We start from the raw sequence: 22,392 nt of genomic DNA, 5'->3' as shown, positions 1-22,392 counted from the left end.
GCCCGAGCGCATGTCCGCGCCAAGGGCCGCCATCCACCCCTCACGCCCCTGGAGAACCCCGCCCCATGTCCTGGCTGTCGAGATTCAGCCTCGCTCAACGTGCCCTGATCGGGCTGGTGTCCATCATCGCGCTCGTCTTCGGCGCGATAGCGATCCCCCAGCTCAAGCAGCAGCTCCTTCCCACCATCGAACTGCCCATGGTCTCCGTCCTGGCCCCGTACCAGGGCGCGTCCCCCGACGTGGTGGAGAAGCAGGTCGTCGAGCCGCTGGAGAACTCCATCGACGCCGTCGACGGGATCACCGGCGTCACCTCCACGGCCTCCGAGGGCAACGCGCTGGTGATGGCCCAGTTCGACTACGGCAGCGCGGGCGGCTCCAAGCAGCTCGTCGCCGACGTCCAGCAGGCCGTCAACCGGGCCCGCGCGCAGCTGCCCGACGGCGTCGACCCGCAGGTCGTCGCCGGTTCCACCGACGACATCCCGACCGTCGTCCTCGCCGTCACCTCCGACAAGGACCAGCAGGCCCTCGCCGACCAGCTCGACAAGACCGTCGTCCCGGCCCTCAAGGACATCGAGGGCGTCGGCCAGGTCAGCGTCGACGGCGTCCGCGACCTCCAGGTCAACGTCACGCCGGACGACAGGAAGATGGCCGCGGCGGGCGTGAACGTCCAGACGCTCAGCCAGTCCCTCCAGGCCGGCGGCGCCACCCTGCCCGCGGGCTCCTTCGCCGAGGACGGCAAGAACCGTACGGTCCAGGTCGGCGGCGGCTTCACCTCGCTCCAGCAGATCGAGGACCTGATGGTCACCGGTCAGGGCGTGAAGAAGCCCGTCCGCCTCGCCGACATCGCGACGGTGAAGCAGGAGCAGTCCACCGCGGACTCGATCACCCGCACCGACGGCCGCCCCAGCCTCGCCGTCGCCGTGACCATGGACCACGACGGCTCCGCCGTCACCATCTCCGACGCGGTCGAGGACAAGCTCGACGACCTCCGCAAGGACCTCGGTTCCGGCGCCGAGCTGACGGTCGTCAGCGACCAGGGCCCGGCCGTCTCCAAGTCCATCTCGGGTCTGACCACCGAGGGCGCGCTCGGCCTGCTCTTCGCGGTCATCGTCATCCTGGTCTTCCTGGCGTCGGTGCGCTCGACCCTCGTCACCGCGGTCTCCATCCCGCTCTCGGTGGTCCTCGCGCTGATCGTCCTGTGGACCCGCGACCTGTCGCTCAACATGCTCACGCTCGGCGCGCTGACCATCGCGATCGGCCGCGTCGTCGACGACTCGATCGTCGTCCTGGAGAACATCAAGCGCCACCTCGGCTACGGGGAGGAGCGCCACGAGGCCATCCTCAAGGCGGTTCGCGAGGTCGCGGGCGCGGTCACGTCCTCGACCCTGACGACCGTGGCGGTCTTCCTGCCCATCGGTCTGGTCGGCGGCATGGTCGGCGAGCTGTTCGGCTCGTTCTCCCTGACGGTGACGGCGGCGCTGCTCGCCTCCCTCCTCGTCTCGCTGACCGTCGTCCCGGTCCTCTCCTACTGGTTCCTGCGCCCGCCGAAGGCGATCCAGGGCGTCGACCCGGAGGAGGCCCGCCGCAAGGCCGAGGAGAAGGAGGCGCGCTCCAGGCTCCAGCGGATCTACGTCCCGGTCCTGCGCTTCGCGACACGGCGCCGCGCGACGAGCCTGCTCATCGCCGTCGTCGTCCTGCTCGGCACGTTCGGCATGGCGCCGCTGCTCAAGACGAACTTCTTCGACCAGGGCGAGCAGGAAGTCCTCTCCATCAAGCAGGAGATGCAGCCCGGCACCAGCCTGGCCGCGACCGACGCCGCGGCGCGCAAGGTCGAGAAGGTGCTCACGTCCCTCGACGAGATCGAGGACTACCAGGTCACCGTCGGCTCGTCCGGCTTCATGGCCGCCTTCGGCGGCGGCACCGACACCAACCAGGCGTCCTACCAGGTCACCCTCAAGGACAAGGCGTCCTACGAGGACACGCAGGACCGCATCGAGCGCGAGCTCGGCAAGCTGTCCGGCATCGGCACCACGCGGATCTCCGCCGGTGACGGCTTCGGCAGCCAGGACCTCAGTGTCGTCGTCAAGGCCGCCGAAGGATCCGTCCTCGACAAGGCGTCCGAGCAGGTCCGCAAGGCCGTCGCCTCGCTCGACGACGTCACCGACGTCAACAGCGACCTGTCGCAGTCGGTGCCGCGCATCTCGGTCCGCGCCAACGACAAGGCCGCCGCGGCCGGGTTCAACGACACGACGCTCGGCGCCGCCGTCGCCCAGGCGGTGCGCGGCACCACCAGCGGCAAGGCGATCCTCGACGACACCGAGCGCGACGTCGTCGTGAAGTCGGCGAAGCCGGCGACGACGATCGACGAGCTGAAGAAGCTGCCGATGGGCCCGGGCGGCGTGACGCTCGGCGACATCGCCACGGTGCGGCTGGTCGACGGTCCGGTCTCCATGACCCGCATCGACGGTGCCCGCGCCGCCACGATCACGGCCAAGCCGACCGGGGACAACACGGGCGCGGTCGGCACCGACCTCCAGAAGAAGATCGACAAGCTGGACCTGCCCGAGGGGGCGACGGCGTCGATCGGCGGTGTCACCTCCGACCAGGACGACGCGTTCAAGAACCTCGGCCTGGCGATGCTCGCGGCCATCGCGATCGTCTTCATGCTGCTCGTCGCCACGTTCCGGTCGCTGGCCCAGCCGCTGATCCTGCTGGTCTCCATCCCGTTCGCGGCGACCGGTGCGATCGGTCTGCTGGTCATCACCGGTACGGCGATGGGGGTGCCCGCGATGATCGGCATGCTGATGCTCATCGGCATCGTCGTCACCAACGCGATCGTGCTCATCGACCTCATCAACCAGTACCGGGCCCAGGGGCTCGGCGTGGTCGAGGCCGTGGTCGAGGGCGGCCGTCACCGTCTCCGGCCGATCCTCATGACGGCCCTGGCCACGATCTTCGCGCTCCTGCCGATGGCGCTCGGGGTCACGGGCGAGGGCGGCTTCATCGCGCAGCCGCTCGCGGTGGTCGTGATCGGCGGCCTGGTCACCTCGACGCTGCTGACGCTTCTGTTGGTGCCGACGCTGTACGCGATGCTTGAGCTCCGCAAGGAGCGCCGGGCCACCAAGCGTGCGGCGAAGAGGGTGCCTGCCCAGGCGGTGCCCTCGGAGTCGGAGCGGGCCGGGGTCTGACCCCCTAGGGGCGCGGGGAACTGCGCGACCAGCCACGACAAAGCCGCAGTCGCGTCTGCTCGGTACATGAGCAGACGCGACTGCGGCTTTTCGTCGGCTGAGCGCGCAGTTCCCCGCGCCCCTGACGGGGCTTGGTTACGGCAGGGCAAGCATGCGCTCGAGGGCCAGCTTGGCGAACTGTTCCGTTTCGCGGTCGACCTCGATGCGGTTGACCAGGCGGCCCTCGGCCAGGGACTCAAGCGCCCAGACCAGATGCGGCAGATCGATCCGGTTCATGGTCGAGCAGAAGCACACCGTCTTGTCGAGGAAGACGATCTCCTTGCCCTCGGGCGCGAACCGGTTGGCGAGCCGCCGCACAAGGTTCAGCTCGGTCCCGATGGCCCACTTGGACCCGGCGGGCGCGGCTTCGAGCGCCTTGATGATGTACTCGGTCGACCCGACGTAGTCCGCCGCGGCCACGACCTCGTGCTTGCACTCGGGGTGCACCAGGACATTGACACCCGGTATGCGCTCGCGCACGTCGTTGACCGACTCCAGCGAGAAGCGGCCGTGCACGGAGCAGTGCCCCCGCCAGAGGATCATCTTGGCGGCGCGCAGCTCGTCCACGGTCAGGCCGCCGCCCGGCTTGTGCGGGTTGTAGACGACGCAGTCGTCGAGCGACATGCCCAGATCCCGTACGGCGGTGTTCCGCCCGAGGTGCTGGTCGGGCAGGAACAGCACCTTCTCGCCCTGCTCGAACGCCCAGTTCAGCGCCCGCTCGGCATTCGACGACGTACAGATCGTGCCGCCGTGCTTGCCGGTGAACGCCTTGATGTCGGCGGAGGAGTTCATGTACGAGACCGGCACGACCTGCTCGGCGATCCCGGCGTCGGTGAGCACGTCCCAGCACTCGGCGACCTGCTCGGCGGTGGCCATGTCGGCCATGGAGCAGCCGGCGGCGAGGTCGGGAAGCACGACCTTCTGGTCGTCGCCGGTGAGGATGTCGGCGGACTCGGCCATGAAGTGCACACCGCAGAAGACGATGTACTCGGCCTCGGGGCGCGCGGCGGCGTCCCGGGCGAGCTTGAAGGAGTCGCCGGTGACGTCCGCGAACTGGATGACCTCGTCGCGCTGGTAGTGGTGCCCGAGCACGAACACCTTGTCGCCGAGCTTCTCCTTCGCCGCGCGGGCCCGCTCCACCAGGTCGGGGTCGGAGGGCGAGGGCAGGTCACCGGGGCAGTCGACACCGCGCTCGCTCGCCGCGTCGGCCTCCCGGCCGAGCAGCAGGAGCGCCAGCGGCGTCGGCGAAACGTCCAGGTCGACGACTGCCTGGGGGGTCTGGGCCGTGGTCACGTCACGCACCCTTTCTTGTTCGCGGAACGAGACTTCTCTCGATACTTCGCATCGCTTGACGTCACTTCTCGTCGAAATGACGCTATCTATCATATCCCCTTCACGTCACTTTGACGATGGCGATGTCGTCGATGTGACGCAATCCGCCCCGGCCGCCCCGTGCCCGTCCCGGCGCGGGTGTGCGAGCATGAAAGAGAAGCGCGAAACGTCCCGACGATCCGGAATGGATCCGGGCCTTTGCCGGTTGCAATGGTCGGCAAGCAGTCTCCGTACAACCCGGGAGAGATGTAGATGTCCGTATCGGACGAGACCACCACCGTCAGCGACGGCATCATCCTGAGCGACAACGCCGCGGCGAAGGTCAAGGCGCTGCTCGAGCAGGAAGGCCGCGAGGACCTGGCTCTGCGGGTGGCCGTTCAGCCCGGCGGCTGCTCCGGCCTGCGCTACCAGCTCTTCTTCGACGAGCGCTCGCTCGACGGTGACGTCGTGAAGGACTTCGGCGGCGTCAAGGTCGTCACCGACCGCATGTCCGCCCCGTACCTGGGCGGCGCCTCCATCGACTTCGTCGACACCATCGAGAAGCAGGGCTTCACGATCGACAACCCGAACGCCACGGGCTCCTGCGCCTGCGGCGACTCGTTCAGCTAGAGCGAGCCGGTAAGCCAGTACGGCGAAGGGCGGCCACCCCGAGTGGGGTGACCGCCCTTTTCCGTGCCTCAGTCGTCTCAGTCGTCTCAGTCGTCTCAGTCCCGAGGTGCCACAGGGGCGGCCCCGCCGGGCCCGTTCTTCTCCGCGAGCGGCACGGCGCCGCCCCCGGTCCGTACGACCTCACGGTCGCCGAGCGGCTTCTCCAGCGTCACGGGCAGCGTGTAGAACTTGGCCATCTCGACGCAGACGGTGCCCTTCTCCTCGGTCGACGTGACCCGCACGGTGATCTCGTCGCCGGACTCCCGCGCGGACGCCGCGTACGTCGCGCACACGCCGCCGGAGAAGTGCAGCGTCAGCGTCCGCCCCTCGGCCCGGTACCCCTGCACCCGTACGTCACGGGTCTGCGTCCCCTTCTCCGTACTCGTGGACGGGGACGGGGGCGGCGGGGTGGAGGTGCTCGGCGCCGCCAGGAACTTCGGCTCCACCGCCGGATGCGTCACCGTGAACGCCTCCGCCTGCCCGGCCGGCTCCACCTGGAGCAGCCACGACGGCACCAGCGCCTGCTTCCCCTCCACGTAGTGCGCGGCGAGCCCGAACGTGGCCTTCGTGACGGCGACGGTCGTGGCCGCGGGCGGCCTCGGCGACGACGGCGTGCACCCGGCGCCCTGCTCCGCGCTGCCCGATCCGCCCCCGTCGAGCGGCACCGCGCTCGCGCATCCGCCCACCTCCGCGCGGTCGCCCGCCGCCGAGCTGTTCAGCCGCTCGATCGTCTCCTTCGCGCCGACCGTCGGGTACGTGGCGCCCTCGACCGGCGCCTTCAGCTGCCCGCTGCCGCCGCTGACCTGCCCGTCCGGACCGATCTGGAGGCCGGTCGACCAGCCGTACGTGGGCAGCCCGCCGATCACCGGGTCGGCGTTGACCACCCGGGTGGCGCCCATGAGCTGCGTCGCGTCCAGCTTCGCGTCGTCCTCGCCGAGCGCCTTGAGGACGGGGGCCGCACTCTTCTTCGCCTCGGCCTCGCCGACGGCGTCCTGCTCGCTGCCGCCGGTCGCCGGGTCGGCGCACTTCGTCCCGCTCGCGCACTTGTTCCCGGCGGAGGGCGCGTACCGGGCGTACGTCCAGGTCCCCGGCGCCTCCCGGGTCACCTGGAGCGAGGGCCCCGAGCCGTCCTTCGCGGGGCCCAACCGCCAGGCGCCGCCGTCGAGTTCGGGCGTGCCGTCGACGTCGAGGGCCTTGGCGAGCGCGGCCACCTCGGCGGCCGTCACCTGCCCCTCGGCCCGGAAGACCGGGGCCTCGCCGGGCCCTTCCGGCAGATCACCGGAGGCCCGGTACCGCGTGCCGTTCGGGTCGGGCTCACCGGGCGCGATCCCGTTCGTCGTCCCCGGCTTGCCGCCCTGCGCGTACCCGTCGAGGGCGAGCGGCGGGGGAGTGCCGTGACCGCCGGCGCCGTCGGTACGGGGCTCACCGCCGCTCCCCGACGTGTTGTGCGCCGCGAGGTACGCGCCACCGCCCCCCGCGAGCAGCACAGCCGCCGCGACCGAGGCGACCGCGAGCGTGCGCCGCCGCGGGTGCCGATCCTGCGTCTGCTCTTCGGTGCTCACGGCATCGCTCCTTACACCTGTCGCGTCATGTCCCGTGTCCCCTCGATGCGGGAGAGCGGAAGGGGACAGCGATGGGACGTGACAGGGGAGCGCGCGGTTCCCTCGCGCGCCCGGGGCGGATTCTCAGTAGCCGAAGTCCGCCATCGCGTCGATGAGCCGGACCGACGTCGCGGGCACGTGGACCCCGTGGATGCCGGACGCGCCGACCGCGCCCACGGTCCGGTCCGCCCGGTCCGTCTCCCAGGGCGCCCGGGGCAGCACCCAGTGCGGCACCATCCGCGCGCAGTCGCCGCGCAGCGCCGCGAGCCCGTCCTGGGTCATGAAAGACACGTCGTAGGTCATATCCGCACCGTAAGCACGACACGTCTCAGGAAAAAAGCCCTACTATCGGGTAGTTTCCCCACTTCAGGACAGGGTGTTCGACCCGATAGCGTGAACCGTCAACCCCTCCCTCCTCAGGAAGCGTGACCTCGCCGTGCGAATCGCAGTCACCGGCTCCATCGCCACCGACCACCTGATGACCTTCCCCGGCCGCTTCGCCGACCAACTCGTCGCGGACCAGTTGCACACGGTCTCCCTCTCCTTCCTCGTCGACAACCTCGACGTCCGCCGGGGCGGCGTCGGCGCCAACATCGCCTTCGGCATGGGACAGCTCGGCACCGGCCCGATCCTGGTCGGCGCGGCGGGCTCCGACTTCGACGAGTACCGCGCCTGGCTCGACCGGCACGGCGTGGACACCCACTCCGTCCGCATCTCCGAGACCCTGCACACCGCCCGCTTCGTCTGCACCACGGACGCCGACCACAACCAGATCGGCTCCTTCTACACGGGCGCGATGAGCGAGGCCCGCCTCATCGAGCTGAAGACCGTCGCCGACCGCGTCGGCGGCCTCGACCTGGTGCTGATCGGCGCGGACGACCCGGAGGGGATGACCCGCCACACCGAGGAGTGCCGCGCCCGGAACATCCCGTTCGCCGCCGACTTCTCCCAGCAGATCGCCCGCATGGACGGCGACGAGATCCGCCGCCTCCTCGACGGCGCCACGTACCTCTTCTCCAACGAGTACGAGAAGGGGCTCATCGAGTCCAAGACCGGCTGGAGCGACGCGGAGATCCTCGGCCGGGTCGGACACCGGGTCACCACGCTCGGCGCGCGCGGCGTCCGCATCGAGCGGGTCGGCGACGACCCGATCGAGGTGCACTGCCCGGAGGAGGACGCCAAGGTCGACCCGACCGGTGTCGGCGACGCGTTCCGGGCCGGTTTCCTCTCGGGCCTGGTCTGGGGCGTCTCCCTCGAGCGTGCCGCCCAGGTCGGCTGCATGCTCGCCACCCTGGTCATCGAAACCCTGGGCACCCAGGAGTACGCGCTGCGCCGGGCGCCGTTCATGGACCGCTTCCGCAAGGCTTATGGCGACGAGGCCGCGGCCGAGGTCGAGTCCTACCTGAACTAGAACCCCGCCAGGGGCGCGGGGAACTGCGCGACCAGCCACGACGAAAGCCGCGGACGCGTCTGCTCGGTGCATGAGCAGACGCGTCCGCGGTCTTTCTTCGGCTGAGCGCGCAGTTCCCCGCGCCCCTTAATGCCCTCTCCGCACCTCATAGGTGACGGCCTGGCCGGGCCCGGGGGAGGACCCCACATACGCGTGCCCCTGCGTGAAGCACCAGGCCGGAATATCAACGGCGGCAACCTCGTCATCGGCAACCACAGTCACCGTTCCCCCCGCCCGGACAAGGGCGATCGCCCGGGCCAGCTCAATGACCGGCTGCGGGCAGGTCATGCCCACCGCGTCGACAGTCACGGCCTCCTCCACACCCGCCTCCGGCGCAAGCGTCACCCCGAGCTTCTCCCGCACCCCTCGGACGAGCCCCGGCAGCACCGCCAGGAACCGCTCGACCTCCGCCTCCTCCACCCCGAGCGGCAGCGACACCCGTACATTGCCCTCGCTCACCACCCCCATCGCGCGCAGCACATGGCTCGGTGTCAGCGTGCTGCTCGTGCAGGACGAGCCCGACGACACGGAGAACCCGGCACGGTCCAGCTCGTGCAGCAACGTCTCCCCGTCGACATAGAGACAAGAGAACGTCACCAGATGCGGCAGCCTCCGCACCGGATCGCCGACGACCTCCACGTCCGGCACGAGCCCGGGCACCCGCGCCCGGATCCGCTCCGTCAGCTCCCGCAGCCGCGCCGCCTCCCCGGCCGCCTCAGCGTGCACGGCCCGCAGCGAGGCGGCGGCGGCCACGATGCCGGGGATGTTCTCGAACCCGGCGGCGCGCCCGGACTCCCGCTCGTCGGCGGGCCCTTGCGGCGCGAACCGCACGCCCTTCCGGACGACAAGGAGCCCGACCCCGGCAGGCCCTCCCCACTTGTGGGCGCTCCCGGTGAGCAGCGACCAGTCACCCTCCACCGGCCCCCACGCGAGGGACTGCGCCGCGTCCACGAGCAGCGGCACGCCCGCCGCCCGGCACGCCTCGGCCACCTCGGCGACCGGCTGCACGGTCCCCACCTCATGGTTGGCGGACTGAAGACAGGCAAGGGCGGTGTCGGGCCGCAGGGCATCCGCATACGACGCAACGGCCACGGCGCCCTCCCGCCCCACGCCCACTTCGGTCACCGTCCCGCCGGCCCTTTCATGGGCCGCCGCTGAATGGAGTACCGCCGAGTGCTCCACCGCCGAGACCACGAGATGCCGCCCGACACGCCGACGTCCGGCGAGCGCACCGGCGACCCCGTCGTGCACGGCCCGCGTCCCGGAAGAGGTGAAGACGAGCTCGTCGGAACGGCACCCCACCGCCTCGGCGGCGGCCTCCCGGGCGGCGTCCAGCAACAGCCGGGCCCGCCGCCCTTCCCGGTACAACCGCGCAGGATCGGCCCACCCCTCATCGAGCGACGCCTGAAGCGCCTGCAGAGCAACAGGATGAAGAGGAGCAGAAGAAGCAACATCGAAGTAACCCACGCCGCCAAACTTAAAGTGCCCCGCAGGGGCGCGGGGAACTGCGCGAGCAACCACGACGCACGGGCAGCCGCCACTCAATGGATCCTGCGCCCCCGGATGGCGCACCGAGACCCCGTCAGAAACCCCCAGCGGGCCCGGATCCCACCCTTCGGAGTGACCCGCGGCGCGTTAGGCACCCTCCCCGCGCGACCCCAAATAGCGTCCAGTAGGGTTTGCTCCGCATAAACATCCAAACCCCTGCCCGTGTGCCAGGGCGGCGAGCGACCAGCGAGACGGCCGTAGCCAACCAGCGCGGGCGAGACTCTCGGGAAGGCGCTACGTGAGTCCCAACGGCTCCGACCGCTCGTCGCGGCGCCCGATGCGGCGGAAGCTGCCGCAGGTGCTGACTGCGGGCCTGATCCTGGTAACCGCTACCGGTTGCACATACAAGGACTTCCCCCGTCTTGGTATGCCCACCCCGGTGACGGAGGAGGCCCCAAGGATCCTCTCCCTCTGGCAGGGCTCGTGGGCGGCAGCGCTCGCCACGGGCGTGCTGGTGTGGGGGCTGATCCTGTGGAGCGTCATCTTCCACCGGCGTAGCCGCACCAAGATCGAGGTTCCGACGCAGACGCGGTACAACATGCCGCTCGAGGCCCTGTACACGGTCGTTCCTCTGATCATCGTGTCGGTCCTCTTCTACTTCACCGCGCGCGACGAGTCGAAGCTGCTCAAGCTCGACGACAAGCCGGCGCACACCGTCAACGTGGTCGGCTACCAGTGGAGCTGGGGCTTCAACTACGTCGAGAACGTGCCGGGTGTCGACGGTGACGCCAAGACCTCCAAGGAGCTCTCGGCGATCCCCCAGCGCTTCAAGGACGACTTCCCGGCGAACGCCGGCGGCGTCTACGAGGTGGGTACCCCGGGCGAGCGGAACCCGCAGACCAACAACCCCGGCCCGACCCTCTGGCTCCCCAAGGGCGAGAAGGTCCGGTTCGTCCTCACTTCGCGTGACGTCATCCACTCCTTCTGGGTGGTGCCGTTCCTCATGAAGCAGGACGTCATCCCGGGCCACACCAACGCGTTCGAGGTGACCCCCAACAAGGAGGGGACCTTCCTGGGCAAGTGCGCCGAGCTCTGCGGCGTCGACCACTCCCGGATGCTCTTCAACGTGAAGGTCGTCTCTCCTGAGCGCTACGAGCAGCACCTCAAGGACCTTGCCAAGAAGGGGCAGACCGGTTACGTCCCGTCTGGCATCGCCCAGACGGAACACGAGAAGAACCGGGAGACGAACAACCTGTGAGCATCCTCAACGATCCCAAGGGTGCCGCGGCAGCTGACGAGACGCACGTCAAGGAGCTGCCGGCTCGGCCCAAGAGCCCCGGCGCCACCGTGATCAAGTGGCTGACCACCACTGACCACAAGACGATCGGCACGCTGTACCTGGTCACGTCGTTCGCGTTCTTCTGCATCGGCGGCCTGCTCGCGCTCTTCATGCGCGCCGAACTGGCCCGTCCCGGCACGCAGATCATGTCGAACGAGCAGTTCAACCAGGCGTTCACGATGCACGGCACGATCATGCTGCTGATGTTCGCGACGCCGCTGTTCTCCGGTTTCGCCAACTGGATCATGCCGCTGCAGATCGGCGCGCCCGACGTGGCGTTCCCGCGGCTGAACATGTTCGCCTACTGGCTGTACCTGTTCGGCTCGCTGATCGCGGTCGCCGGCTTCCTCACGCCGCAGGGCGCGGCCGACTTCGGCTGGTTCGCCTACTCCCCGCTGTCGGACGCGGTCCGCTCGCCGGGTGTCGGCGCCGACATGTGGATCATGGGTCTGGCCTTCTCCGGCTTCGGCACGATCCTCGGCTCGGTCAACTTCATCACCACGATCATCTGCATGCGCGCCCCCGGCATGACGATGTTCCGCATGCCGATCTTCACGTGGAACGTGCTGCTCACCGGTGTGCTGGTCCTGCTCGCCTTCCCGGTGCTCGCCGCCGCGCTGTTCGCCCTGGAGGCGGACCGTAAATTCGGTGCCCACGTATTCGATGCCGCGAATGGCGGCGCGTTGCTGTGGCAACACCTCTTCTGGTTCTTCGGCCATCCAGAGGTGTACATCATCGCCCTGCCGTTCTTCGGAATCATTTCCGAAGTCATCCCGGTGTTCTCCCGCAAGCCGATGTTCGGCTACTCGGGCCTCATCGGCGCGACGATCGCCATCGCCGGTCTCTCCGTGACCGTGTGGGCGCACCACATGTACGTCACCGGCGGCGTGCTGCTCCCGTTCTTCTCCTTCATGACGTTCTTGATCGCCGTACCGACCGGCGTGAAGTTCTTCAACTGGATCGGAACGATGTGGAAGGGCTCACTGTCCTTCGAGACACCGATGCTCTGGGCGATCGGCTTCCTGATCACCTTCACCTTCGGTGGTCTCACCGGCGTGATCCTGGCGGCCCCGCCGCTGGACTTCCACATCTCGGACTCGTACTTCGTGGTGGCGCACTTCCACTACGTGGTGTTCGGCACCGTCGTCTTCGCGATGTTCGCCGGCTTCCACTTCTGGTGGCCGAAGTTCACCGGCAAGATGCTCGACGAGCGGCTCGGCAAGATCACCTTCTGGACGCTGTTCATCGGTTTCCACGGCACGTTCCTGGTGCAGCACTGGCTGGGCGTCGAGGGCATGCCGCGTCGTTACGCGGACTACCTCGCGGCCGACGGCTTCACCGCGCTGAACACGGTCTCGACGATCTCCTCGTTCGTCCTCGGCCTGTCGATCCTGCCGTTCCTCTACAACGTCTGGAAGACCGCCAAGTACGGCAAGAAGATCGAGGTCGACGACCCGTGGGGCTACGGCCGTTCGCTCGAATGGGCGACGTCCTGCCCGCCGCCGCGGCACAACTTCCTCACCCTGCCGCGCATTCGCTCCGAATCGCCGGCGTTCGACCTGCATCACCCTGAGATCGCGGCCCTGGACCAGCTGGAGAACTCCGGCCACGGTGACAAGGCGCTGGCTGGCAGCAAGGAGGCCGGCAAGTGAAGGTCCAAGGCAAGATGTTCATCTGGCTGAGCCTCTTCGTCCTGATCATGGCCGCTGTGTACGGCGTGTGGTCGAAGGAGCCGGCCGGTACGACGGCGCTCTTCCTGGCGTTCGGCCTCTGCATCATGATCGGCTACTACCTGGCCTTCACGGCCCGGCGTGTCGACACCGGTGCGCAGGACAACAAGGAGGCCGACGTCGCGGACGACGCCGGCGAGGTGGGCTTCTTCAGCCCGCACTCCTGGCAGCCGCTCTCCCTGGGTGTCGGTGGCGCGCTCGCCTTCATGGGCGTCGTCTTCGGCTGGTGGCTGCTGTACTTCTCGGCCCCGATCATCCTGTTCGGCCTGTGGGGCTGGGTCTTCGAGTACTACCGCGGCGAGAACCGGACGCAGTGACACCGCGTTCCTGAAACCCCGCACGTGAGGGGCCCGGACACTCCTGAGGGAGGGTCCGGGCCCTTCGGCGTGTCGCGCCCGTGCCCCGAGCGGCGCACTCCGCCGCGCCGGACGCGCCGAACCTTCTTACCGTGGCCGTATGGACCACTCACCGCGCACCCGTACGGTCATGGGCTGCACCCTCCTTGTGGCCGCGCTCGGTGCGGGCGTCACGGCCTGCGGCAGCTCCGGCCACCCGCTCTCCGCCAAGCCGTACGACGCGGCGAGCCAGATCTCCTTCAGCGGCCCCGACAAGGGCCGGAAGGCGAACCCGGACAAGCCCCTGGAAGTCACCTCACAGGGCGACGAGGGGCGCATCACCGACGTGACCGCCACAGACGCCATGGGGCGCTACGTGGCGGGCGAACTCTCCGCCGACGGCCGCAGGTGGCACACGACCTCCCCGCTGGCCGCAGAGGCCCAGTACACGGTCCGCGTCAGCACCGAGGACGAGGACGGGGCGCCGGGCCGCAAGGTCCTGACCTTCGAGACGGGCAACCCGAGCAGCGAGAAGGCGCTCAAGGTCACGTTCGGGCCGGACCGCGGCACGTACGGCGTCGGCCAGCCCATCACCGCCACGCTCAACAAGGCCGTCAAGGACGACAAGTCCCGCGCCATCGTGGAGCGCGCCCTGACGGTCGACTCCAAGCCCAAGGCGGACGGCGGCTCCTGGTACTGGGTGGACAGCAAGACGCTGCACTACCGCCCGAAGGAGTACTGGCCCGCCCACGCCACCATCACGGCGCGCAGCAACCTCAAGGGGCTGAAGGTCACCGACACCCTCTGGGGCGGCGCGAGCAAGGCGCTGACCATCTCCACGGGCGACCGCATCGAGGCGATCACCGACGCGGGCTCGCACTCCATGACGGTCTACCGCAACGGCGAGGCCATCAACGAGATCCCGGTCACCACCGGCAAGGCCGGCTTCGAGACCCGCAACGGCGTCAAGGTCGTGCTCGGCAAGGAGTACTTCGTGCGGATGCGCGGAACCAGCATCGGCATCTCCGAGGGCAGTTCGGACTCCTACGACCTGCCGGTGTACTACGCCACCCGGGTGACCTGGAGCGGCGAGTACGTGCACGCCGCGCCCTGGTCCGTGGGCTCGCAGGGCGCCGCCAACGTCAGCCACGGCTGCACCGGCATGAGCACCTCCAACGCCGCCTGGTTCTTCAAGACCGTCCGCGAGGGCGACATCGTCAAGGTCGTCAACAGCTACGGCCAGGAGATGGACCCGTTCGGCAACGGCTTCGGCGACTGGAACCTCAGCTGGAAGAAGTGGCGCGCGGGCAGCGCCCTCACCCCCGAGGGCAAGGCCGACCCGGCGGTCCAGGCCCGGCTCAGCCCAGCGGTCTGAGCCGGCCCCACAGCGCGGCTCAGGCGGAGACGGCCTTCCGCGCGCGGAGCAGCCCGGCCAGGGCGTTCGCGAACTCGACCGGGTCCACCGGCAGCGTCACCGCGGCCTCGGCCCGGCTCCACGTGGCGAGCCAGGCGTCCTGCGGGCGGCCGATCAGGAGCAGCACGGGCGGGCAGTCGAACACCTCGTCCTTGATCTGCCGGCACACGCCCATGCCGCCCGCGGGCACCGCCTCGCCGTCCAGGACGCAGACGTCGATGCCGCCCTTGTCCAGCTCCTTGAGGACCGCGGGGAGCGTCGCGCACTCCACGAACCGCACCTCGGGCGCGTCGGCCGCGGGGCGCCGGCCGGTCGCGAGCCGGACCTGCTCCCGCGTGTTGGCGTCGTCGCTGTAGACCAGGACCGTCGCGGTCGACTGCATCGTTCCTCCGAGAGACTTCGGCGTCCAAGGGGCGTACCTGGCGCGGAGCCTACCCCTCCCGACAGCCCGTCAACACCGGTTCGTACACGCTCCCGATGGGCCATATGGGCTGGACACACCCCTCAGACACTCCGAACGGCACCCCCCGGAGTGAGGGCGAGATAAGCGACCGACATAATGTCGGTCGTGGCGACAGCAACGACAGTAGAAACCGGGCACGCGCACCCGTCGGTCAATCGACCGAACCTCACCAGCGTCGGAACCATCATCTGGCTGAGTTCCGAGCTGATGTTCTTCGCGGCCCTCTTCGCGATGTACTTCACCCTGCGATCGGTGACGGGACCGGAGCACTGGAAGGAAATGGCCGAGAGCCTGAACCTTCCGTTCTCGGCGACGAACACCACGATCCTGGTGCTCTCCTCTCTGACCTGTCAGCTCGGCGTGTTCGCCGCCGAGCGCGGCGACGTGAAGAAGCTCAGAATGTGGTTCATCGTCACCTTCATCATGGGTGCGATCTTCATCGGCGGTCAGGTGTACGAGTACACCGAGCTGGTCAAGAAGGACGGGCTCTCGCTCTCCTCGGACCCGTACGGCTCGGTCTTCTACCTGACCACCGGCTTCCACGGCATGCACGTGACAGGCGGGCTCATCGCCTTCCTGTTCGTCCTCGGCAGGACGTACGCGGCCCGGAGGTTCACCCATGAGCAGGCGACCGCCGCCATCGTCGTGTCCTACTACTGGCACTTCGTGGACGTCGTCTGGATCGGCCTCTTCGCCACGATCTACCTGATCAAGTAGTTCGAAGATCACAGCATCGGGCGCAGAACCCGACACATTCCCGCAGCACCGACGCAGAAGATCCTGACACCGGGGTAATCCGTGAAAAAGCTCTCCGCACGACGACGCCATCCGCTGGCGGCGGTCGTCGTCCTACTCCTCGCGCTGGCGGCCACCGGGGGGCTGTACGCCGCGTTCGCGCCCGCGAGCAAGGCGCAGGCCGATGAAACCGCCCAGTCCCTCGCCATCGACGAGGGCAAGAAGCTCTACTCCGTCGGCTGCGCCAGCTGCCACGGAACCGGCGGTCAGGGCACCACTGACGGCCCGAGCCTGGTGGGCGTCGGCTCCGCCGCCGTCGACTTCCAGGTCGGCACCGGCCGGATGCCGGCCCAGCAGCCGGGCGCTCAGATCCCGCGCAAGAAGGTCATCTACACGCAGTCCGAGATCGACCAGCTCGCGGCCTACATCGCCTCGCTGGGTGCCGGTCCGGTCACGCCGACCTCCAAGGACTACAACCCGGAAGGCGCGGACATCGCCAAGGGCGGTGAACTGTTCCGCACCAACTGCGCGCAGTGCCACAACTTCACCGGTGAGGGCGGCGCCCTGACCCACGGCAAGTTCGCGCCGAACCTCGGGGACGTCTCGCCGAAGCACATCTACGAGGCCATGCAGACCGGCCCGCAGAACATGCCGTCCTTCCCGGACACGACGATGACCAAGCAGAACAAGAAGGACATCATCGCGTACCTCGACGCGGTCAACGGCGACAAGTCGGAGAGCCCCGGCGGCCTCAAGCTGGGCGGGCTCGGCCCGGTCAGTGAGGGTCTGTTCGCCTGGATCTTCGGTCTCGGTGCCCTCATCGCCGTCGCCATCTGGGTCGCCGCTCGGACCGCAAAGGCCAAGAAGTCATGAGTAGCCAAGACATTCCAGAAGAGAACCTGCCCACCGAGCAGGAGACCGGGCACGGCTCGGTAGCGGTGAAGGACAACCCCTTCGCCGACCCGGGGCTGCCGGAGCACGAGCACCGGATCCAGGACATCGAGGAGCGGGCCGCCAAGCGGTCCGAGCGCGTCGTGGCGATGCTGTTCACGATCTCGATGCTGGCCACCGTCGGCTTCATCGCCTCGTACGTCACCATCGACGTCGACAAGAGCGTCTACATCTTCCCGCTCGGTCACATCAGCGCGCTCAACTTCGCGCTGGGCATGACCCTCGGTGTGGCGCTGTTCTGCATCGGCGCGGGCGCGGTCCACTGGGCCCGCACCCTGATGTCGGACGTCGAGGTCGCCTCCGAGCGCCACCCGATCGAGGCCGCCCCCGACGTCAAGGCGCAGGTCCTGGCGGACTTCGCCGACGGCGCGCGCGAGTCGCAGTTCGGCCGCCGCAAGCTGATCCGCAACACCCTGTTCGGCGCCCTCGCCCTGGTGCCGCTCTCCGGTGTCGTCCTCCTTCGTGACCTCGGCCCGCTGCCGGAGACGAAGCTGCGTCACACGGCGTGGAAGAAGGGCAAGAAGCTCGTCAACATGAACACGAACGAGCCGCTCCGTGCCTCGGACATCACGGTCGGCTCGCTCACCTTCGCCAAGCCCGAGGGCGTGGAGGAGCACGACGAGGACTTCCAGCAGGTGATGGGCAAGGCCGCGCTGATGCTCGTCCGGATCCAGCCGGAGAACATCAAGGACAAGCGCGAGCTCGAGTGGTCGCACGAGGGCGTCGTCGCGTACTCGAAGATCTGCACCCACGTGGGCTGCCCGATCTCCCTGTACGAGCAGCAGACGCACCACGTCCTCTGCCCGTGCCACCAGTCCACCTTCGACCTCTCCGACGGTGCGCGGGTCATCTTCGGCCCCGCCGGTCACGCACTGCCGCAGCTGCACATCGACGTCGATGACGAGGGCTTCCTCGTGGCGCAGGGCGACTTCGCCGAGCCCGTCGGTCCTGCCTTCTGGGAGCGCGGATGAGTACTGCAACCACCAATGACGCGCCTTCTCGTGAGAAGGCACCGGCCGGCGAGCGTGTCGCCGACTGGGCGGACGGCCGCCTCGGGATCTACTCCCTGGCCAAGTCCAACATGCGCAAGATCTTCCCGGACCACTGGTCCTTCATGCTCGGCGAGATCTGCATGTACAGCTTCATCATCATCATCCTCACGGGTGTGTACCTGACGCTGTTCTTCCACCCGTCCATGAACGAGGTGACGTACCACGGCAGCTATGTCCCGCTCCAGGGGCAGCTGATGTCGGAGGCGTTCAACTCGACCATGCACATCTCCTTCGATGTGCGCGGTGGTCTGCTGATCCGGCAGATCCACCACTGGGCGGCGCTGATCTTTCTCGCCGGCATGTTCGTGCACATGATGCGCGTGTTCTTCACGGGCGCGTTCCGCAAGCCGCGTGAGATCAACTGGCTGTTCGGCTTCCTGCTGTTCGTCCTCGGCATGTTCACCGGCTTCACCGGTTACTCGCTCCCGGACGACCTGCTCTCCGGCACCGGTGTCCGCTTCATGGAGGGCGCGGTCCTGTCCGTGCCGATCGTCGGCACGTACCTGTCGTTCTTCCTCTTCGGCGGCGAGTTCCCGGGCGGCGACTTCGTCGCGCGGTTCTACTCGGTCCACATCCTGCTGCTGCCGGGCATCATGCTCGGCCTGATGGTGGCCCACCTGATCCTGGTCTTCTACCACAAGCACACGCAGTTCGCGGGTGCCGGAAAGACCGAGAAGAACGTCGTCGGCATGCCGCTGCTCCCGGTCTACATGGCCAAGGCGGGCGGCTTCTTCTTCCTGGTCTTCGGTGTCATCGCGGTCGTCGCGGCCATCGCCTCGATCAACCCGATCTGGGCCATCGGCCCGTACCGCATCGACCAGGTCTCCACCGGCGCCCAGCCGGACTGGTACATGGGCTTCTCCGAGGGCCTGATCCGTACGATGCCGGGCTGGGAGATCAACCTCTGGGGCCACACGCTCGTCCTGGGCGTGTTCGTCCCGCTGGTCATCTTCCCGCTGGTCCTGGTCGCGATCGCGGTCTACCCGTTCATCGAGTCCTGGGTCACCGGCGACAAGCGCGAGCACCACATCCTGGACCGCCCGCGCAACGTCCCGACGCGTACGGCGTTCGGCGCCGCGTGGATCTCCTGGTACTTCGTCCTGCTCGTCGGTGGTGGCAACGACCTCTGGGCCACGCACTTCCACCTGTCGATCAACGCGATCACCTGGTTCGTCCGCATCGGCTTCTTCGTCGTGCCGGTCCTCACCTTCATCGCCACCAAGCGGATCTGCCTCGGCCTCCAGCGCCGCGACAAGGACAAGGTGCTGCACGGACGCGAGTCCGGCATCATCAAGCGCCTGCCGCACGGTGAGTTCATCGAGGTGCACGAACCGCTCGACCAGGAGTCGCTGCACGCGCTCACCGCGCACGAGCAGTACGAGCCGCTCGAGCTCGGCCCGACGGTCGACGAGAACGGCGTGGAGCGCAAGCAGTCGCGTCTGCAGAAGACCCGCGCCAAGCTGTCGAAGGGCTTCTACGGGGAGAACAACCAGATCCCCAAGCCCACGGCAGAGGAGTACAAGGAGATCACCAGCGGCCACGGCCACCACTGATCCCTGATCGGCTGAGCCGACAGCTGTCCGCCACGGCAGGAGCCCTCGTCCAGGCACTGGACGGGGGCTCTTTGCCGTCTCCGCCGCTGGATAAGGTGGAGCCGCGTAATCCCACTGACACAACTGGAGCGGCCATGAGCGCTTTGCACCCCGCTGGAGGCGACACCGCGGCGGGCCGTTCCTGGCCCGCCGTACTCAACGGCCTCCTGGAGGGCCGCGACCAGAGCGCCGACGACACCGCCTGGGCGATGGACCGCATCATGCGCGGGGAGGCGACCGAGGCGCAGATCGCCGGGTTCGTCGTCGCGCTGCGCGCCAAGGGCGAGACCGTCGAGGAGATCTCCGGTCTCGTCCGGACGATGTACGAGCACGCCAACGTGATCGAGGTGCCGGGGGAGACCGTCGACATCGTCGGCACCGGCGGCGACGGCGCCAAGACGGTGAACATCTCCACGATGTCCGCCATCGTCATCGCCGGTACGGGCGTCAAGGTCGTCAAGCACGGCAACCGCGCCGCCTCCTCGGCCTCCGGCGCCTCCGACGTCCTGGAGAAGCTCGGGGTGAACCTGGAGCTGACGCCCGCCCGGGTCCCGCAGATCGCGGAGGAGGCCGGGATCACCTTCTGCTTCGCCGTGAAGTTCCACCCGGCGCTGCGGTACGCGGGCGCCGCGCGCGGCCAGCTCGGCATCCGCACCGTCTTCAACCTGCTCGGGCCGCTCACCAACCCGGCCCGGGTGCGCGCCCAGGCCGTCGGGGTCGCCGACGCCCGCATGGCGCCCGTCGTCGCCGGTGTCTTCGCCGAGCGCGGCAACTCCTCGCTCGTCTTCCGTGGCGACGACGGCCTCGACGAGCTGACCACCACCGCGACCTCCCGCGTCTGGGTCGTCCGCGACGGCACCGTGCGCGAGGAGACCTTCGACCCGCGCGACGTGGGCCTGGACCTGGTCCCGGTGGAGGCGCTGCGCGGCGCGGACGCCTCCTACAACGCGGAGGTCGCCCGGCGCCTGCTCGACGGGGAGCGCGGCCCGGTCCGCGACGCCGTGCTCCTCAACTCGGCCGCCGCCCTCGTCGCCGTACGCCCCGGCACGGGCACGCTCGCCGAGCAGCTGCGGGCCGGCATGGACCGCGCGGCCGAGTCCATCGACTCGGGCGCGGCGAAGGCGACGCTTGAGCGGTGGGTGGCGGCCACCAACCGCTAGGAAGCCGGTGGCACGGAGCGCGGCCCGTCTCAGGAAGCGGACCGCGCTCTTGCCGTATCCGGAACATGTGGCAGGATGCTTTTCAAGGTCATGAGTGACAGCGTGATCGGCCCCGGCCGGCTGTCCGGCAACCCTCCGTCCGTGGCGGGGTGCCCCGGGTGAAGACCAGGCCGCGAGCAGCAAGGCTCGCGGCAAGCGCGGACCCCTCGCGAACTTTCCAGGGGTCCTGGGTCGTTTGAGGGAGCAGTCTCGTGAGCCAGCGAATGTGCTAGGGCCTGTCGGCCCCTTCTTCGGTATCTCCAACACCCTCCGCACGTTTCTCGTGCGCTGAGGTCAACTCCCGTACGCCGCAAAGCCGTTGTTGACGGCTGCCGTGCGGGCCCGTACGCCACTTCGCCACGCCCTGACTTGTCCTGCCGGGAGACAGCCATGCCCGCTCACACCGCCACCGCCACCACCGTTCCCGCCGAGTCCGCCGCCGACCCCGCCTGCGGCGCGCCGCTGCCCGTGCTCGGCCGCGACGTCACCGTGCCGCTCGTCACCGGTGGCGAGGTGACGTACGCCGCCCTCGACTACGCCGCCAGCGCGCCCGCCCTGCAGCGCGTGTGGGACGACGTCGCCGCCTACGCCCCCTACTACGGCAGCGTGCACCGCGGCGCCGGCTACCTCTCCCAGCTCTCCACCGACCTCTTCGAGAACTCCCGCGCCACGGTCGCGGAGTTCCTCGGCTGCCGCGCCGACGACCAGGTCGTCTTCACCCGCTCCACCACCGACTCGCTCAACCTGCTCGCCGCCGCGCTGCCCGCCGACTGCCAGGTGTTCGTCTTCGAGACCGAGCACCACGCCTCGCTGCTGCCCTGGCGCGACGCCCGCGTGACCTACCTCAACGCGCCCCGCACCCCGGCCCAGGCCGTCGACACCCTCGAACGTGCCCTCGCCGAGCGCGACCCCTACGGTCCGGCCCTCGTCTGCGTCACCGGTGCCTCCAACGTCACCGGTGAACTCTGGCCGGTGCGCGAGCTGGCGGCGGCCGCTCACGCGCACGGTGCCCGCATCGTGCTCGACGCCGCCCAGCTCGCGCCCCACCACCCCGTCTCCGTCCAGGACCTCGACGTCGACTGGATCGCCTTCTCCGGCCACAAGCTGTACGCGCCCTTCGGCTCGGGCGTGCTCGCCGGGCGCTCCGACTGGCTGCGCGCGGCCGAGCCGTACCTCGCCGGTGGCGGCGCCTCGCGCAAGGTCGCCCGCCGGGTCGACGGCGGCGTGGACGTCGAGTGGCACGACAGCGCCGCCCGCCACGAGGCCGGTTCGCCGAACGTCATCGGCGTCTACTCCATCGCCTCCGCCTGCAAGGCGCTGACCGAGGCCGGGTTCGACAGCCTCGTCGCCCGCGAGCAGCACCTGATCCAGAAGGTGCGGGACGGGCTCGCCGAGGTGCCCGAGGTGAAGGTGCTCTCGCTGTTCGGGGACGACGCCCCGCGCGTCGGCGTCCTCTCCTTCGTGGTCGAGGGCTGGAACTCCTCGCACTTCGCCGCGGCGCTCTCCGCCGAGTACGGGATCGGGGTGCGGGACGGTCTGTTCTGCGCCCACCCGCTGGTGCGGACGCTGCTCGGCTCGGACCCGCAGACCCAGGGCGAGTGCGGAGCGCCTGAGGCGGCGCCGGGGGAGAAGTCGCTGAACGCGATCCGGGTCAGCTTCGGCGCGGGTACGCCTGACGAGCACGTCGAGCGTTTCATCGGGGCTGTTGCCGAACTCGTCCGGGACGGCGCCAAGTGGACCTACCGCACGGAACAGGGCCGCTGCGTCCCAGCCGCCTAGGGGCGGGGGGAACTGCGCGAGCAACCACGACGAAAGCCGCGGACGCGTCTGCTCATG

General features: G+C 69.1%; 18 protein-coding genes and 1 riboswitch. Of the genes, 13 read left to right on the top strand and 5 right to left on the bottom strand.

Going from position 1 to position 22,392, the window contains the following annotated elements:
- The first annotated feature begins 65 nt into the window (after positions 1 to 65).
- Complete coding sequence (locus N5I75_RS09395) at positions 66 to 3,188, top strand: efflux RND transporter permease subunit (protein WP_476676194.1); 3,123 nt, start codon at positions 66 to 68, stop codon at positions 3,186 to 3,188.
- A gap of 135 nt (positions 3,189 to 3,323) precedes the next feature.
- On the opposite strand, the gene nadA is transcribed toward N5I75_RS09395, so the two are convergent.
- Complete coding sequence (gene nadA / locus N5I75_RS09390; protein ID WP_476676192.1) at positions 3,324 to 4,529, bottom strand: quinolinate synthase NadA; 1,206 nt, start codon at positions 4,527 to 4,529, stop codon at positions 3,324 to 3,326.
- Positions 4,530 to 4,811: 282 nt separating this feature from the next.
- On the opposite strand from nadA, the gene N5I75_RS09385 reads away from it, so the two are divergent.
- Positions 4,812 to 5,168 (top strand): HesB/IscA family protein, encoded by a 357-nt coding sequence (locus tag N5I75_RS09385; protein ID WP_361068990.1) that lies wholly within the window; start codon positions 4,812 to 4,814, stop codon positions 5,166 to 5,168.
- 95 nt (positions 5,169 to 5,263) lie between these two features.
- Here the strand turns inward: N5I75_RS09385 and N5I75_RS09380 are convergent, their stop codons facing one another.
- Positions 5,264 to 6,769, bottom strand: a complete 1,506-nt coding sequence (locus tag N5I75_RS09380) for a hypothetical protein (protein ID WP_476676190.1) — start codon at positions 6,767 to 6,769, stop codon at positions 5,264 to 5,266.
- Between the two features lie 123 nt (positions 6,770 to 6,892).
- A complete protein-coding gene (locus N5I75_RS09375) occupies positions 6,893 to 7,111 on the bottom strand; it encodes a hypothetical protein (RefSeq protein WP_476676188.1) in 219 nt (72 codons plus the stop codon).
- Positions 7,112 to 7,244: 133 nt separating this feature from the next.
- On the opposite strand from N5I75_RS09375, the gene N5I75_RS09370 reads away from it, so the two are divergent.
- Complete coding sequence (locus N5I75_RS09370; RefSeq protein WP_476676186.1) at positions 7,245 to 8,219, top strand: carbohydrate kinase family protein; 975 nt, start codon at positions 7,245 to 7,247, stop codon at positions 8,217 to 8,219.
- A 126-nt stretch (positions 8,220 to 8,345) separates the two neighbouring features.
- Here the strand turns inward: N5I75_RS09370 and N5I75_RS09365 are convergent, their stop codons facing one another.
- A complete protein-coding gene (locus tag N5I75_RS09365) occupies positions 8,346 to 9,725 on the bottom strand; it encodes an aminotransferase class V-fold PLP-dependent enzyme (RefSeq protein WP_476676184.1) in 1,380 nt (459 codons plus the stop codon).
- 319 nt (positions 9,726 to 10,044) lie between these two features.
- Between N5I75_RS09365 and ctaC the strand changes: the two genes are divergently transcribed.
- From ctaC to N5I75_RS09345, 4 genes are all read left to right on the top strand, one after another.
- Positions 10,045 to 11,004, top strand: a complete 960-nt coding sequence (ctaC, locus tag N5I75_RS09360) for an aa3-type cytochrome oxidase subunit II (protein ID WP_476676183.1) — start codon at positions 10,045 to 10,047, stop codon at positions 11,002 to 11,004.
- The gene (gene ctaD, locus N5I75_RS09355; RefSeq protein ID WP_476676181.1) at positions 11,001 to 12,737 is read left to right on the top strand and encodes an aa3-type cytochrome oxidase subunit I; all 1,737 of its coding nucleotides are present in this window, start codon (positions 11,001 to 11,003) and stop codon (positions 12,735 to 12,737) included. Before ctaC ends, ctaD begins: the two co-directional genes overlap by 4 nt.
- Positions 12,734 to 13,132, top strand: a complete 399-nt coding sequence (locus tag N5I75_RS09350) for a cytochrome c oxidase subunit 4 (protein ID WP_476676179.1) — start codon at positions 12,734 to 12,736, stop codon at positions 13,130 to 13,132. The genes ctaD and N5I75_RS09350 overlap by 4 nt, the downstream gene beginning before the upstream one ends.
- A gap of 139 nt (positions 13,133 to 13,271) precedes the next feature.
- On the top strand, positions 13,272 to 14,525 hold the full coding sequence (locus N5I75_RS09345; RefSeq protein WP_476676177.1) for a L,D-transpeptidase: 1,254 nt from the start codon (positions 13,272 to 13,274) through the stop codon (positions 14,523 to 14,525).
- Positions 14,526 to 14,544: 19 nt separating this feature from the next.
- Here the strand turns inward: N5I75_RS09345 and N5I75_RS09340 are convergent, their stop codons facing one another.
- Positions 14,545 to 14,946: a hypothetical protein gene (locus N5I75_RS09340; RefSeq protein WP_476676175.1), complete on the bottom strand. Its 402-nt coding sequence runs from the start codon at positions 14,944 to 14,946 to the stop codon at positions 14,545 to 14,547.
- 177 nt (positions 14,947 to 15,123) lie between these two features.
- Here N5I75_RS09340 and ctaE point away from each other — a divergent pair, with 177 nt between their 5' ends.
- The 6 genes from ctaE (at position 15,124) to N5I75_RS09310 (ending at position 22,335) form a co-directional block, all read left to right on the top strand.
- Positions 15,124 to 15,744 carry an aa3-type cytochrome oxidase subunit III gene (ctaE, locus tag N5I75_RS09335; RefSeq protein WP_394434827.1) on the top strand — a complete coding sequence of 207 codons (621 nt, stop codon included), beginning with the start codon at positions 15,124 to 15,126 and terminating at the stop codon, positions 15,742 to 15,744.
- Positions 15,745 to 15,825: 81 nt separating this feature from the next.
- Positions 15,826 to 16,635, top strand: a complete 810-nt coding sequence (gene qcrC / locus N5I75_RS09330; RefSeq protein ID WP_476676173.1) for a cytochrome bc1 complex diheme cytochrome c subunit — start codon at positions 15,826 to 15,828, stop codon at positions 16,633 to 16,635.
- Positions 16,632 to 17,684, top strand: coding sequence for a cytochrome bc1 complex Rieske iron-sulfur subunit (gene qcrA / locus N5I75_RS09325; RefSeq protein WP_476676171.1), 1,053 nt, complete (start codon positions 16,632 to 16,634; stop codon positions 17,682 to 17,684). The genes qcrC and qcrA overlap by 4 nt, the downstream gene beginning before the upstream one ends.
- The gene (gene qcrB / locus N5I75_RS09320; RefSeq protein ID WP_476676169.1) at positions 17,681 to 19,318 is read left to right on the top strand and encodes a cytochrome bc1 complex cytochrome b subunit; all 1,638 of its coding nucleotides are present in this window, start codon (positions 17,681 to 17,683) and stop codon (positions 19,316 to 19,318) included. The genes qcrA and qcrB overlap by 4 nt, the downstream gene beginning before the upstream one ends.
- 134 nt (positions 19,319 to 19,452) lie before the next feature.
- Entirely contained in the window at positions 19,453 to 20,517 is a 1,065-nt protein-coding gene (gene trpD, locus N5I75_RS09315) for an anthranilate phosphoribosyltransferase (RefSeq protein ID WP_476676167.1), read from the top strand.
- Between the two features lie 86 nt (positions 20,518 to 20,603).
- Positions 20,604 to 20,721: riboswitch (SAM riboswitch) on the top strand.
- Positions 20,722 to 20,946: 225 nt separating this feature from the next.
- Positions 20,947 to 22,335, top strand: a complete 1,389-nt coding sequence (locus N5I75_RS09310; protein ID WP_476676165.1) for an aminotransferase class V-fold PLP-dependent enzyme — start codon at positions 20,947 to 20,949, stop codon at positions 22,333 to 22,335.
- Positions 22,336 to 22,392 lie beyond the last annotated feature (57 nt).

This window comes from Streptomyces sp. R818 (assembly GCF_056172735.1).
The sequence above is the reverse complement of the archived record's forward strand: the minus strand, read 5'-3'. Positions and strand labels throughout refer to the sequence as shown.